17 protein-coding genes are annotated in these 12,303 nt (G+C 66.9%); 15 read left to right on the top strand and 2 right to left on the bottom strand.

The features are described from left to right. Together HNV26_RS15015 and HNV26_RS15020 are read left to right on the top strand one after the other, a co-directional pair. Positions 1-418: DUF2924 domain-containing protein (locus HNV26_RS15015; protein ID WP_171452821.1), on the top strand; the 418-nt coding region annotated here is incomplete at its 5' end. An 8-nt stretch (positions 419-426) separates the two neighbouring features. Continuing rightward, positions 427-597 carry a hypothetical protein gene (locus tag HNV26_RS15020; protein ID WP_171443797.1) on the top strand — a complete coding sequence of 57 codons (171 nt, stop codon included), beginning with the start codon at positions 427-429 and terminating at the stop codon, positions 595-597. 36 nt (positions 598-633) lie between these two features. On the opposite strand, the gene HNV26_RS15025 is transcribed toward HNV26_RS15020, so the two are convergent. Next, positions 634-1,086: a DUF6968 family protein gene (locus HNV26_RS15025; protein ID WP_171443817.1), complete on the bottom strand. Its 453-nt coding sequence runs from the start codon at positions 1,084-1,086 to the stop codon at positions 634-636. A gap of 332 nt (positions 1,087-1,418) precedes the next feature. On the opposite strand from HNV26_RS15025, the gene HNV26_RS15030 reads away from it, so the two are divergent. The 8 genes from HNV26_RS15030 (at position 1,419) to HNV26_RS15065 (ending at position 5,823) form a co-directional block, all read left to right on the top strand. Beyond that, the gene (locus HNV26_RS15030; RefSeq protein ID WP_020479225.1) at positions 1,419-1,757 is read left to right on the top strand and encodes a hypothetical protein; all 339 of its coding nucleotides are present in this window, start codon (positions 1,419-1,421) and stop codon (positions 1,755-1,757) included. Positions 1,758-1,973: 216 nt separating this feature from the next. Beyond that, on the top strand, positions 1,974-2,315 hold the full coding sequence (locus HNV26_RS15035) for a hypothetical protein (RefSeq protein WP_171443816.1): 342 nt from the start codon (positions 1,974-1,976) through the stop codon (positions 2,313-2,315). 213 nt (positions 2,316-2,528) lie between these two features. Beyond that, positions 2,529-2,870 carry a DUF7768 domain-containing protein gene (locus tag HNV26_RS15040; RefSeq protein WP_171443815.1) on the top strand — a complete coding sequence of 114 codons (342 nt, stop codon included), beginning with the start codon at positions 2,529-2,531 and terminating at the stop codon, positions 2,868-2,870. Positions 2,871-3,035: 165 nt separating this feature from the next. Then, on the top strand, positions 3,036-3,299 hold the full coding sequence (locus HNV26_RS15045; RefSeq protein WP_253816586.1) for a hypothetical protein: 264 nt from the start codon (positions 3,036-3,038) through the stop codon (positions 3,297-3,299). 419 nt (positions 3,300-3,718) lie between these two features. Continuing rightward, positions 3,719-4,672 (top strand): amidoligase family protein, encoded by a 954-nt coding sequence (locus HNV26_RS15050; RefSeq protein ID WP_171443814.1) that lies wholly within the window; start codon positions 3,719-3,721, stop codon positions 4,670-4,672. An 85-nt stretch (positions 4,673-4,757) separates the two neighbouring features. After that, entirely contained in the window at positions 4,758-5,198 is a 441-nt protein-coding gene (locus HNV26_RS15055; RefSeq protein WP_171443813.1) for a gamma-glutamylcyclotransferase family protein, read from the top strand. Beyond that, positions 5,195-5,587, top strand: a complete 393-nt coding sequence (locus tag HNV26_RS15060; protein ID WP_171443812.1) for a gamma-glutamylcyclotransferase family protein — start codon at positions 5,195-5,197, stop codon at positions 5,585-5,587. The genes HNV26_RS15055 and HNV26_RS15060 overlap by 4 nt, the downstream gene beginning before the upstream one ends. Before the next feature lie 5 nt (positions 5,588-5,592). Continuing rightward, positions 5,593-5,823, top strand: a complete 231-nt coding sequence (locus HNV26_RS15065) for a hypothetical protein (RefSeq protein ID WP_171443820.1) — start codon at positions 5,593-5,595, stop codon at positions 5,821-5,823. Positions 5,824-5,867: 44 nt separating this feature from the next. Here the strand turns inward: HNV26_RS15065 and HNV26_RS15070 are convergent, their stop codons facing one another. Further along, the gene (locus HNV26_RS15070) at positions 5,868-6,050 is read right to left on the bottom strand and encodes a hypothetical protein (RefSeq protein WP_141254452.1); all 183 of its coding nucleotides are present in this window, start codon (positions 6,048-6,050) and stop codon (positions 5,868-5,870) included. Between the two features lie 717 nt (positions 6,051-6,767). On the opposite strand from HNV26_RS15070, the gene HNV26_RS15075 reads away from it, so the two are divergent. The 5 genes from HNV26_RS15075 to HNV26_RS15095 are packed head-to-tail and all read left to right on the top strand — an operon-like array spanning position 6,768 to position 12,230. Next, positions 6,768-8,057 carry a TIGR02270 family protein gene (locus HNV26_RS15075; protein WP_171443811.1) on the top strand — a complete coding sequence of 430 codons (1,290 nt, stop codon included), beginning with the start codon at positions 6,768-6,770 and terminating at the stop codon, positions 8,055-8,057. 6 nt (positions 8,058-8,063) lie between these two features. Continuing rightward, entirely contained in the window at positions 8,064-9,086 is a 1,023-nt protein-coding gene (locus HNV26_RS15080) for a DUF2169 family type VI secretion system accessory protein (protein ID WP_171443810.1), read from the top strand. Further along, a complete protein-coding gene (locus tag HNV26_RS15085; RefSeq protein ID WP_171443809.1) occupies positions 9,083-10,132 on the top strand; it encodes a 3-oxoacyl-ACP synthase in 1,050 nt (349 codons plus the stop codon). Before HNV26_RS15080 ends, HNV26_RS15085 begins: the two co-directional genes overlap by 4 nt. Next, a complete protein-coding gene (locus HNV26_RS15090) occupies positions 10,129-11,433 on the top strand; it encodes a DUF4150 domain-containing protein (protein WP_171443808.1) in 1,305 nt (434 codons plus the stop codon). The genes HNV26_RS15085 and HNV26_RS15090 overlap by 4 nt, the downstream gene beginning before the upstream one ends. After that, positions 11,424-12,230 (top strand): hypothetical protein, encoded by an 807-nt coding sequence (locus HNV26_RS15095; RefSeq protein WP_171443807.1) that lies wholly within the window; start codon positions 11,424-11,426, stop codon positions 12,228-12,230. Before HNV26_RS15090 ends, HNV26_RS15095 begins: the two co-directional genes overlap by 10 nt. Positions 12,231-12,303 lie beyond the last annotated feature (73 nt).

Below are 12,303 nucleotides of genomic sequence, written 5' to 3' on the forward strand. Positions count from 1 at the left end.
TCCTCCGGCCCCTGCTGCACCGGCCACCACCTCGGCCGAGGGCACGCAGCCCGCTCGCCAGCGCGGGCGCTTCGGCGGCATGTCGCTGCAGCAGTTGCAGGAGAAGTACCGCGAAGTCGTCGAGCGTCCGACGGGCAGCAGCAACGTCTCCTACCTCCAGTGGAAGATTCGGGAGGCGGAGGCTGGGCGAATCAACGTAGGCCCGCGTCCCGAGCGCGAGGTGAAGGTGCGCGAGGACGGCAAGCGTGTCATCCCGCTCTCATTCGACGACGAGGCCATCAAGGCCCTGGACAAGGCCTGGCGCGACGCGGGCCTGCCGAGCCGCACGCGCCTCGTCACGCGCGCACTGTACAACGAGCTCAAGGCCATGGGCGCCACCGAGGCCGCCGCGCACTTCGCTCCGAAGGCTGAGGAGTAAGGCCCGGCATGACGACAAAAGAACAAGCCACCGACGCCCTCGTGTCGGTGGCGCTTCGCAAGGCGCTCTCGGGCGCCCGTGTGAAAGCAAAGCTGTCCGGGACGACGCAGTGCTGGCCCTTGAACGCCCTGAAGAAGCCGATGTCACTGAAGCGACGGAATGCGAACGAAGCGCGGTAGCGCGTGACAGGGACGGCAAGGACCTATCACGCGGTCTCAGCGCCGCTGCTCTTTCAATCGAAGAAGACGAGTGCGTCGTTCGAGCATGGCTTGACGCTCCTGCTCGCGAATCGCTTCGGGATCATCACCATGCGCCCGCAGAGCACGATCCATCTCTCTATCCACCGCCCGTACGAATCGCGCCTCCGCCTCCTCGGTAAACCCGAACGGGAACGTTCGTGGCAGGAGCAGAGAAGGGTGCCCTAAGAACCGAAGTTCGTCCGCGATGGGCTCTAGCAGGACTCTCGCGCCATCAATCGCCACCCACAGCGCCTGCACCGAGTCCACGCCCACCGCATCCGCCTTGAGCTTCGAGGGGCCAATCCCCACCACCTCGTATTTGCAGACATAGTCGCGTCGAGAACGGACGGGCTTGAACCACCGGACCTCGATGCTTCCAGAGCCGTCCGCCCACTCATACTTCCTAGTCGCCACAAGTATTCTCGCCATGGTAGCCCTCAATCCCCGAAGTAGGTATAGCACCAGCTATTCCTAGCCCTCAGGCTCGAGTTCTCGTTCGCGCGGCAGCTCTCCCTCAGTTGGATGTCGGAGCTATTGCCGCAGAACCTGCACCATGCGTGGGGGAAGCCCCGAGCGCCGCGAAGCCGCGCATGCATCAAGACATTGGCTGAGGCCCAGGAGAAGTCCACCTTGCCGCGCAGGCCCAACTCGTCGAGCAGGCTCTCCTCACCCAAATGGACTTGATACGCCCGCCAACCAGAGCGTGCATGCCTTTTGCGACGGGCAACAGAGCGCCGCGCGAACCCACCGGAACACCGACTATGAGCACCACGGCCGTCCCCTTCTACATTGTCCCCATCAAGGTGATTGATTTCAGCAACGCCAGGCTGTCCTTGGACCTCGGCAAGAACCAGGTCGGCAGAGCCCAACCTCAGCTGGACATTTTCCTTCCCGGCGCCCCCCATCGGCAGTTGAGCGCTTTGCTCCACACCTATGCCGCCAGCCTGGAGCTGAACACCCCACCCAACGAGCGGTGGCTCATTCGGACCGACTGCTGCGTGGAGCCGAACCACGGCCGCATCTTCCTGGAGCTGGCCGAGGGGGACCATGCCGAGGCGATGCGCGGGATGATGCTCCTCAACGCCCTGTTGCTGGACTGAACGGCAGGGGCAGGGGAACCCGCGCCGCACCACCGCGCGGGCTCCTCTCCCAATCCCGTGACACTGAAACACCACGCGAAACACGCCGCAATCCTCGGCGCCAACTACATCCAGCACAAAACATCAGACACAACTTGCTTCGCACCCCCACGTAGGGATGTATGCGTTTCGCGACGAACGACAAAGCGCCGCGCCAACCCCAAAGGAACGCACACCATGAAGACCACCCCCAAGCCCCCTCGCCTTGGCCAGACGACGGCAACCGCCCCCCAGAACGCCACGGTGACTCTGAGCCTCAGCAAGAACCGATACGGCACGCCTCAGCCGCAGGTGGACTTCTTCCTCCCGCGCGGCTCCAGCCACCGGGAGACGAGCGCGATGCTCTACACGTTCGCCGCCAGCGTGGAGCTGCGCACGCCTACCAGCGAGCGATGGATTGTGCAGACCGAGCGCCTCGAGGAGGCGAATCACGGCCGCGTCTACCTGGAGCTGTCCAAGGGGGACCATGCCGAAGCCATGCGGGGAATGGCGCTCCTCAACGCCGTGCTGCCGCGCTGAGCAGCAGAGGAAGGGGGAACCCGCGCCGCAGCACCGCGCGGGCTCCTCTCCCAATCCCGTGACACTGAAACACCACACGACACACGCCCCCAACCCTGGGCGCCGACCACATTCGACACAAAACACCAGACGCGACTTGCTTCCCACCCGCACGCAGGGATGTATGTGTTTCGCGACGGCCAGCGACGGCCCCGCCAACACACGGAGAACCCCATGAGCCGCCCCATCGTGATTGTCGAGAGCCCTTACGCCGGTGACATCGAGCGCAACGTCGCGTATGCCCGGGCGGCCCTCAGCGACTGCCTCCGGCGCGGCGAGGCCCCCTACGCGAGCCACCTGCTCTACACGCAGCCTGGGGTGCTGCGGGACGAGGTCCCCGAGGAGCGCAACCACGGCATCGAGGCGGGCTTCGAATTCCGCCGCGTCGCGCAGGCCACGGTGGACTACACGGACCTCGGCTACTCGGAGGGGATGAAGCTGGGCATCCGCCACGCCGAGGCCCTCGGCCACCCCATCGAGTACCGCTCGCTTCCCGGCTGGGCCACCCAGGCGTAAGCGTCGGGACGCAGCGACAGGGCAGCAGGAGCCAAGCACCTCGGCCGCGCCCTTTCGCAGAGTCAACGCGGAGCCCCACAGACTCAACTTGAATTGCATCCCCACAAGAGCGCGTATGTCTTTCGCAACGGGCGACACCCCGCCCTACGGAACGCGAGGACAACGGTGGCCACGACGAGCCAGCAGTTGATGATGGTAGGACAGCACACCGCGCGCCATGGAATTCCCCAGCCGTACATCGAGGTGCGCTTCCCGAAGGACACGCGCCAGCGCAGGCTGAGCCCCGCCCTCCATCGACTCTACGCCGATGTCGAGATGGCAACCCCGGAGAGCGAGGGTTGGGACGTTCGCATCGAACTACTCCCGGATGTGTTCATCTTCTCCGGAGGCCGCGTGTACCTGGAGCTGGCGGGGGGGCACCCCGGATGAGGCCGAGCGCGCGATGGCGCTGCTCAAAAGCCTCGTGGGTTGAGCCCTTCTGAGCCCCTCGGCAGGCGCCGCGTGCAGCGCGCGCCCGCCAGCAGCCCGGCGCCGGTGGAAGGCTCCTCCGGCTGCCCCAGCGGACGCAGCGGGGGACTCCGCGCCGACACATCCCGCCAATCCCCCGGCCTATCGCCAAGACAATCACACACACTTGAATTCCGCCTACCGCCCCGAGCCCAGGAACGCGGGGCTGCTCGCCATCCGCAGAAGGCCGGCATGAAACCTCGCGAATTCTCGCGGCTATTTCAGACACTCAAATTCACCCCACCAACCTTCAAAGAGGACTTGCCTCATTCGCACACCGGAGCACGTATGTGTTTCGCAACGGGCGCCACAGCCCCGCGCCAATGCGAGAGGCAAACTCCATGAAGACGCTCCGGTTTGGAATTGAGATTGAGACGGTTGGCGCCACCCGCCAGAAACTGGCCTACGCGATTCAGGGCGCGGTAGGTGGGCACGCTTCCGGCGACTACCGGGGCTGGCAGGTGACGGACGCCCAGGGCCGCACCTGGAAGGTGGTGGCGGACGCCTCGCTGAGCGGGGGCGAGTACAGCGGCGAAATCGTCTCCCCCATCCTCACCTACCAGGAAATGGACGCCTTACAGCAGGTGGTGCGCGCCGCGCGCGAGGCCGGCGCCCGCTCCGACGCCTCCACCGGCATCCACATCCACGTCGACGGCAGCCGCTTCGACGCCAAGGGCGTCACCAACCTCGTCAAAATGGTGCACAAGCAGGAGCGCCTCCTGGAGACGGCCCTCGGGGTGAGTGCGGCCCGGCTGGCCCGGTACTGCCGGCCCATCGATGGGGCATTCCTCCAGCGACTGGAGGCCCGGCGCCCGCGCACCCTGCAGGAGGTGAATGAGGCTTGGTACGGGCGCCGCAACAGCATGCCCAACCGCTACGACTCCAGCCGCTACCACGGCCTCAACCTCAACAGCCTCTTCTTCCGGGGCACCATCGAATTCCGGTACTTCAACGGCACGGTGCACGCGGGAGAGGTGAAGGCCTACGTCCAACTGGTGCTCGCACTCGCCGCCCGGGCCCTGGCCTCGAAGGCCGCCTCCAGCAAGCGCCGCGACTTCAACCCCGCCACCGCGAAGTACGACTTCCGGGTGTTCCTCTTGCACCTGGGCCTCATCGGCGAGGAATTCAAGACGGCCCGCCTCCACCTCCTCAAGCGCCTGGAGGGCAGCGCCGCCTGGAAGGGCCAGCGCCGCGACAGGCGCAGCCCGAGCGGGGAGGGCACGCCCGGCAGCGAGGGCACGCAGAGCGGCGCTGGGGGCGTCCAGGGCGGCGTGCACGAGGCCCTCGCCGCCTGAAGCGGCTTTCACGCCGGGCCCTTGAGGGCCCTGGCCGGCAATGACTACGGCGGGCCGCGCGCCCGCCCCCAACACGGAGAAACCCATGCTCTACTTCGCCTACGGCTCCAACCTCGACAGGGCCCAAATGCGCACGCGCTGCCCTGGCGCCACCGTCGAGGCCCGGGCCACTCTTCCCGGACACACCCTGGTGTTCGGCGGGTACAGCCGCCGCTGGGGCGGCGCCGTCGCCAGCCTCCAGCGCGTGCGCGGCGCCCACGTCGAGGGGCTGCTTTACCGCCTCACCCCGGGGGACTTGCGCGCCCTCGACGCCTTCGAGGGGCACCCCTTCGCGTACCAGCGCGCCACGCGACTGGTGACGGACAGGGCTGGCCAGCGCCGTCGCGCACTGGTGTACCTCCAGCCCGAGGCATGCTTCGAATCCTGGCCACCCGCCACCCGTTACTTCCTCGTCCTCTGGCACGCCTACGGACGCCTGGGCTTCAACCGCGCCGCCCTCTCAGGCGCCCTGGGAGGTGTGGCGTGAAGCGCGATTCAACCTCCGTCACGCGCGTCTTCGTCTACGGGACGCTGCTGTCCGGCGAGCCCAACCACCACCTCCTGCGCGGCGCACACCTCGTCGGCCCGGCGCGGACGCAGCCCCGCTTCACCCTCTACGACTACGGGCCCTTCCCCGCCCTCGCCTCCGGGGGCAAGCACACCGTCGAAGGGGAGGTGTACGAAGTCGACGCGCTCACGCTAGCGGCGCTCGACAGGCTCGAGGGCCACCCCCGCTTCTACCAACGCAGCCCCATTACTCTCGACGGGGGCGCGCGCGTCGAGGCATACCTGTTTCCCAAGGCGCGGCTGGCAGGCTGCCCCACCATCGAATCCGGTTGCTGGCGTCGACACATTCAAGCGAGGAAATCATGGTAATCGTCATGCGTGACGGGCGTGTCCTCCAGGGCACTGCCGTCCAAATCGTGAAGGGAATGCAGGACATCGCCTTCGGAGTGGAGCGCTTGTCCTTGGGTGAGTACATCGACTGGGTGGTAGGCAATGCCCAGCGTTTCGAGTCCGTCGCGCTGCGCGTCCAGGGCGAATCCGACGAGGAGAAGGCCGCGTCGCTCGTGGAGAAGATGCTGCGCGAGGGCCTGGCGACGCGGGGGTGACGGTGCCCTCCCCCAGCGCCCCACATGAGGACTTCGCGCGTGCGCTACTTCCCGTTCAGCCCCTGGCGAATCGCCTCGCGCAGGGCTTCCCGCAGCAGGTACACCTCCCCCAGCAGGCGAAGCACATCCTCAGCCGCGCGCTGCAGCGGCGTCCCCTGTTCCGCGGGGTCGTCGCTCAGCAACCGCAGGTAGTGCCCTTCGAGCCCGTTGAGCTCCTCGTCCGTCATGGGGCATCTGCCTCCCGAGGGACGTGACGCCGTGTCCAGTCGGGGCGTCCTCCACTGCGGGAAGAAGGCCCTCGTGGGCCCCGCGCGCCTCCACAAGCACCAAGGCCTCGCGCGCGCCCAGCGCCGTCAGCGCAGCCTCCTCCGCCCGTCGATACGCGTCCTTCGCTGCGGCCAACCGCGTCCGCGCCTTGAGACTTCCGTCCAAGCACGCATACGCCCGCTGCAACTCCACCTCTACCCGCCCCAGGCGCTCCGCGAGTGCCCGCCGCTTCTTCATGCTCATGGAGAGGGTGGAGAGCAGGTGGCATGCCGCACCTTCACGGACGCCTCTTCACTCGGGACGTGCTGAGCGCCGGCCCAGTGCCCACATCCGTCGGCTTGCACTCCCCAGTCCGGGCAGGAAGACGCCAGCCACCGCCGCCCACGGGCTGGAGTCCCTGGCGACGTTGGCCCATGAATTGAACTGCCCCGAAGGGCGATGCCACTGAAGGGCGTGGCATCAATCAGCCGAACTCTGTCCACAGGCTGACGGTGACTTGCCTTTCCGGCTTTAGCGCGACTGCCTCGTCCGTGCGTTCTCCAGTTAGCGGTTGCGATTGCCACCGCATTTATAGCAGTGACTCTCGCGCGCCGACAGCCGGCGAGGCTGGAAAGCCTTCGCACATTCATGTCAGCCCTTGCAGCTACGCTTCGTGGAATCCAGGGGGAGAGGGCACCATGCTGTTGGTAGACGTGCTGGAGGAGCACCTCGACGAGGCCGAATTTCGGTGGCTGCAATGGGAGAGGGCCCTGGAGGCACCGGACTTCACCCTTGAGGAGACGGCAACGAGAGAGGAGCGACTCCTGGCGCACCTGGAGGCACTGGAGGACGAGTCCGCGCTCGACACCGTGCTGCGCCCGGCCTTCGACTCGGAGGAAGCGCTGCGCGTCTCGGCCGCAACCTACGCGCTGCTGGGGCTGGGCCAGGTGGACGAGGTGCTGGTGCGGCTGCGAGGTGCGGAAGCGCCCACCCGTGCCGCCATTCTCCGGGCGTTGGAGGTGAGTGAAGCACCAGGGCTGGCCCCTCGCCTCCTCGAATTGCTGAAGTTGGAGGACACGGGACTTCAGGCGGGAGTGCTGGAGACGCTGGCCTTCCGCCAGGAAGCGCCCGTGGAGGTGCTGGCGCGCTTCTTCACCCATGACAAGCCGCGGGCGCGAGTCGCCGCCCTGCGCGGGGCGCCTTCGCTGCCGGAGGAGACGGCGCGCAGACACTTGCCCGCGCTGCTCGATTCGGCCCACCCCGGCATTCGTGCGGCGGCCATGGAGGCGGGCCTTGCCTCTGGAGTACAGCTGGCCTGGGAAGCATGTCGCAAGGCAGTGCAGGCGCCCGGCGCGCATACCCGAGAAGCCATGGTGTTGCTGGCACTGGGCGGCGACGAGGCGGAAGCCGCCCGCTTGGTGGACTTGCTGGAGTCCGCCGAGCTGCGTGCCCACGCCCTCTGGGCTCTGGGCTTCAGCGGCCAGGTGGTTGCCATGGAGGCCTGCGTGAAGCACCTCGCGGTTCCCGACGTGGCGCGGCTGGCAGGAGAGGCGCTCTCGGCCATGACGGGCCTGCGCTTGGAAAGCGCCTATGCCCTACCTCCGGGAGAGAGGCTCGAAGACGCGCCGGTGCCCCCGGAGGAGCAGGAGAGTCCCGACGCTGATTTGACGCCCCGGCCGGAGGACGACTTGCCCTGGCCGGACGTGGCCGCCGTAAAGGACTGGTGGGCGCAAAACCGTGCACGCTTCGCGAAGGGCACGCGCTACCTGCAGGGCCAGCCCTTCTCGGGCCCGGTGCTGGTGGAGGCGCTGGGGTCCAGTCCCATGCGGCGCCGGCACGTGCTGGCGCGAGAACTCACCATTCGCACCCGCGGGCAGCACCGCATACCCACCCGCGCCTTCACCCACCACCAACACGAAGCCCTTGCACGGGCGAAGGCCACAGCTGCCCGCGTCCGGGCCGCGCCCCTGGCCTCCACCCTCCGCTGACGCCCCATGCCTGCCCTGGAGAATTTCACACCCTTCGCGGCCACAGACTTTCTCTCGCTGACGAAGGAGGGCGAGGAGTGCCTCGTCTTCGTCGCCGCCGGCAGCTTCGTCCTGCCGCCGGCCGGGCGCGCCGCCAACGCACCGCTGGCGGTATGCGAGAAGCAACTGCAGCCCGCCACCACGGACACGTATTGGGGCGAGCCGGAGAAGTCGAGCCTGCGCTACGAGTCGCAGTCTGCCTACACACGCCCGGGCACGGACGTGCTGCTGCACGGCCAAGCCTGGGCGCCCCGAGGCCGAAAGGTGACGCGCACGCAGGTGGTAGTGCGGGTGGGCACGTTGGAGAAACGGGCCACCGTCTTCGGCACCCGCGTCTGGTACCGCGGCCTCGTAGGGCTGAGTGCCTCAGACGCCCTACCCTTCGAGTCCGTGCCACTGCGCTACGAGAATGCCTTCGGCGGCACCACGGCGTCGGGCCACGAGGCGCGCAACCCCGTAGGCCGGGGCTTCTACACCGGCGCGAAGGAGGCGCTGGAAAGGCCCCTTCCCTCCATTGAGGCGCCCGAGGCCCTCGTGCGCGGCTGGGCGGACAGGCCCCCACCCTGCAGCTTCGGCCCAGTGGCGCGGCACTGGCAACCGCGCCTGGGCTGGGCGGGGACATACGACGCGGCTTGGGTGGAGAAGCGCGCTCCCCTCTGGCCCAGGGACTTCGACGAGCGCTTCTTCCATGCCGCCCCTGACGGTCTGCGGGCTCCGGCTCACCTGCAGGGCGGAGAGACGGTGGTGCTGGAAGGCGTCTCGCCCGATGGCCCGCTGGCCTTCCACCTCCCCACTCACCGACTCCTGGCCCGCTGCACCTTCGCAGGCCGGAGGGAGAAGCGACGAATGGTGCTGGACACGGTGCTGCTAGAGCCGGACGAGGGGCGCCTTGTCCTCACCTGGCGAGCGACGTTTCCAGCGCACCAGCAACTGGCCAGGCATGAGGTGAGTACCGTGCGGCTGCTCTTGCCCGGGGAGGACACGCCATGAGTGCTGCGCAGGTTGTGGGACTGGGCCTCTGCACGCCGGTGGGCACCTCGGCACACATGACGTTGGCCTCGCTGCGCGCGGGCCTCGTGCGTTTCGCGGAGACGGAGGTACTGGACGGGGTGGCCGAGCCCGTGCGGGCCTCGCGACTGAGTCTCCTTGACGCCTCCCTCTCCCGCACAGAGCGAATCGTGGCCCTGGCCCAGCAAGCCCTCGCCGGCGTGCGGCCGCTCCTGGACGCACTCCCTCCTGGGCGGGTGCCGCTGTACCTCGGACTGCCGGAGGCCGGGCTGGGCGCCCGAGTGGAGCAGGAGTCGCTGGTGGCGGCGCTCCTGGCCGAGACGAAGGGACGGTTGGACGTCGTGCAGGTGTATGCGGCCGGGCGGGCCGCCTTCTTCGAAGCACTCGCCTCGGCCCAGAAGGATTTGCACTCCGGTAGAGCCTCCTCGCTGGTGCTGGTGGGGGCGGTGGACTCGTTGGTCGACAGCGCTTCACTGCGGGCGCTCGTGGAGGCACGGCTCCACCTGGGCCGCCGGAATCCAGACGGGAGAATCCCGGGCGAGGCTGCTGGCTTCGTTGCCCTGGCACGGCCAGGCGCCCTCAAGCAGCTTAAGTTGGAGACCTCGGGCGTCCTGCTGGGCACAGCGCTCGCAGTGGAGCCCAAACCCTTCACGCACGGCCGCCCCAGCCTGGCTGAGGGGCTGACGGAAGCCCTCCTTGCCCTGCGGAAAAACGCGGTAACGGGCGGGCGATGGGTGGACGCAGTCCTGGCCTGCCAGCCTGGAGACGGCTTCTGGGCAACTGAATTCTCCCGCGCCTACCTGCGCAACACCGCCCTCATGCCCGAGCCCCTGCGCGTCCTCGTCGCGGGCGAAGGACTGGGAGATGCCGGCGCCGGCGCCGGCGCCGTCATGCTGGGCGTAGCTCTGCACCGGGCACGCTGGCGCCACCCCAGCGCACGCAGGACGCTCGTCTATGGCAGTGCCGACGGTGGACGCATTGGCGCCTGCATCGTGGAGATGAATCGAAACGCCAAGGAGGAAGCTTGAGCAAGGTCTTCGCCAACGGTCGCTCCATCCTGCACAAGGGGAGCGGGAACACGCACACCTCTGCCGCGCCCGACGTCTGCAAGGTGCCGACGCCAGGCGGGCCGGTGCCCACGCCCTTCGTGAACTCCGCCCAGGACGCCACGCTCACCAAGGGCAGCAAGAGTGTCACCATCAACGGCCAGCCGGTGGCGCTGACGGACTCCGAGCTGAGCGTCAGCTCCGGCGACGAGCCCGGGACGGCAGGCGGCCTCATCTCCTCCAAATTTAAGGGGAAGATGGCTTGGGGCAGCGGCAGCGTGGACGTGAAGGTTGAGGGCAAGGGCGTCGTGCGCTTCCTCGACGTTACCCTCCACAACGGCAACTCCTTTAACACCACGTTCATGTCGAATGGCCGGGCGGGAACTGGCTTCGCCTACGGGGACGACTTCGAAGGGGTGTGCATCATCTGCCAGAAGGATGCGGAGAGCCACGCGGTGCCCGAGCTGCTCGAAGGCAGCCTGGATGTCGCCAACAAGATTCTCAAGGACCTCAAGGCGCGCGAGGACGCATGGGTCAAGGTCAACCAGGAAATCGCCATGAAGGCGGCTGAACTCGAGCGTCTTGGGCGCCAGCCTGTCCCCCCTAAACAGGCGACGCTGGAGGAACGACGGGCGAGCATTCAGTCACTGAAGCGGACGCGCGATGAACTCGAGGGCCATCGCCGAGAGGACTCCACCGGGTACATGTTTGGAGTCATGGTGTGCCTCACCGGCAAGAAGTTCGCCGCGGTGTCGGGGAATGAGGTGCCGCCCGCGTTCGAAACCATCGCCGCGAGTTACGGTTGCACGGTCATCAAGGATTCGGCCACGCTGGAGAGCTTCAAGGCCCTGAATCCACGATGTGCCGCCGGAGACACCGCGGCTACCCAGAAAATGACCAAGCAGTGGAACGACACGACGAGGAGGGTCGCAAGAGGAGAGACTGGCTACTCCAACCGCCCAGGGACTTGCGCAGGCGCCAAACTCATCGGGAAGAGCGGCCACGTCGCTCACTCGATGACGGAGCTCTACTTCTCGTTCACAGGCGGTAGGCGAGCACTGACCTTCAATGTGCTTTATCGCGGCCCCAACAAATTCGCTCCATCCGAGGGAACTTGGACTCCTCCTAGCGTAGCTTCTCTCTTAAGTGGCGAGGGCGGCGAGAACATTGAGGAGCGTCGTGACATGAAACGCAAGAAGGAGACCACAGTGCCTTCATGTCGCTCATGTCAGGACACGCTTTACATGGCCCGGTGCGATATCGAGGTGCAGACATGCGGATGACCTGGTCGGAACTCCTCAAGGCCCCGCCCCCCCTCTCGGTGGCGGGCATGCTCACGTTTATGGAGCGATGGAAGCCACGGAGTACGCACGGCTTCGAACCAGCAACGGCCGACCAGATTGCGGCGCTGGCCCAGCCTCATGGCGGGCTCGACATGATGCCCCCCGTGTATCGCGAGTTCCTTGCGACGATGGGAGCCTCAACCGGCGGCTTGCGATTGATGTGGGGCACGACTTCGATTTCGGAGCTGCTCGAGGAGCGCCAGGAGCCTCAGCGAGAACGGCCCGATTCGCGCCGCTACCTCAAGTTCGCCATCGGCGAGGATGACTACAATGGCCGCCATCCCGATGACTTCTTCGACCTCTCCCACCGAACATCTGATGGACGCGACGCAGCGATTATCCGCATCCACGAGCGGCACTTGATAAGTGGCAAAGCGGAGGCTGAGCAGCCCTTCCCGAGCTTCTCAGACCTTCTCCGAGCGGTAATCGTATCCAGAGTCTGCCTGGAAGCCGACCCGCGAAAGAGAACGTCATCCTACGACCTTGGCTCGAATCCCGAGGCGCCGGCCAAGGCCTACGCGTTCTTCACACAACTAGGATTCTCGCTTACAGAGCTCGGGGCATCCTCGGCGATAGTCCCTCTAGAACACCCAGAGCGCGGCGCAGTAGCCCTTATCAGTGCGCCTTCGACACTTATCCCAAGTACGAGTGTTGAGTTGCGTGCTCGTGACAATGCCCAGCAGGTGCTCCTCAATGAAGTGCTCCAGGACCACGAGCAGGAGTTAGGCGGCGATTGAAGAAGAGGCGTCACGCACGTAGCGTGTCGAGCTCTCATCCATGCGGCGACGGGGGGGACGATGCCTCCGCCAG

Origin of the sequence: Myxococcus xanthus, from assembly GCF_013116825.1 — a bacterium.
GTDB lineage: Bacteria > Myxococcota > Myxococcia > Myxococcales > Myxococcaceae > Myxococcus > Myxococcus xanthus_B.

What these genes read in the sequence shown, in the direction of transcription:
- HNV26_RS15020 (WP_171443797.1), top strand. Translation starts at nt 427, where the DNA reads ATGACGACAAAAGAACAAGCCACCGACGCCCTCGTGTCGGTGGCGCTT.
- HNV26_RS15025 (WP_171443817.1), bottom strand. Translation starts at nt 1,086, where the DNA reads ATGGCGAGAATACTTGTGGCGACTAGGAAGTATGAGTGGGCGGACGGC.
- HNV26_RS15030 (WP_020479225.1), top strand. Translation starts at nt 1,419, where the DNA reads ATGAGCACCACGGCCGTCCCCTTCTACATTGTCCCCATCAAGGTGATT.
- HNV26_RS15035 (WP_171443816.1), top strand. Translation starts at nt 1,974, where the DNA reads ATGAAGACCACCCCCAAGCCCCCTCGCCTTGGCCAGACGACGGCAACC.
- HNV26_RS15040 (WP_171443815.1), top strand. Translation starts at nt 2,529, where the DNA reads ATGAGCCGCCCCATCGTGATTGTCGAGAGCCCTTACGCCGGTGACATC.
- HNV26_RS15050 (WP_171443814.1), top strand. Translation starts at nt 3,719, where the DNA reads ATGAAGACGCTCCGGTTTGGAATTGAGATTGAGACGGTTGGCGCCACC.
- HNV26_RS15055 (WP_171443813.1), top strand. Translation starts at nt 4,758, where the DNA reads ATGCTCTACTTCGCCTACGGCTCCAACCTCGACAGGGCCCAAATGCGC.
- HNV26_RS15065 (WP_171443820.1), top strand. Translation starts at nt 5,593, where the DNA reads ATGCGTGACGGGCGTGTCCTCCAGGGCACTGCCGTCCAAATCGTGAAG.
- HNV26_RS15070 (WP_141254452.1), bottom strand. Translation starts at nt 6,050, where the DNA reads ATGACGGACGAGGAGCTCAACGGGCTCGAAGGGCACTACCTGCGGTTG.
- HNV26_RS15075 (WP_171443811.1), top strand. Translation starts at nt 6,768, where the DNA reads ATGCTGTTGGTAGACGTGCTGGAGGAGCACCTCGACGAGGCCGAATTT.
- HNV26_RS15080 (WP_171443810.1), top strand. Translation starts at nt 8,064, where the DNA reads ATGCCTGCCCTGGAGAATTTCACACCCTTCGCGGCCACAGACTTTCTC.
- HNV26_RS15085 (WP_171443809.1), top strand. Translation starts at nt 9,083, where the DNA reads ATGAGTGCTGCGCAGGTTGTGGGACTGGGCCTCTGCACGCCGGTGGGC.
- HNV26_RS15095 (WP_171443807.1), top strand. Translation starts at nt 11,424, where the DNA reads ATGCGGATGACCTGGTCGGAACTCCTCAAGGCCCCGCCCCCCCTCTCG.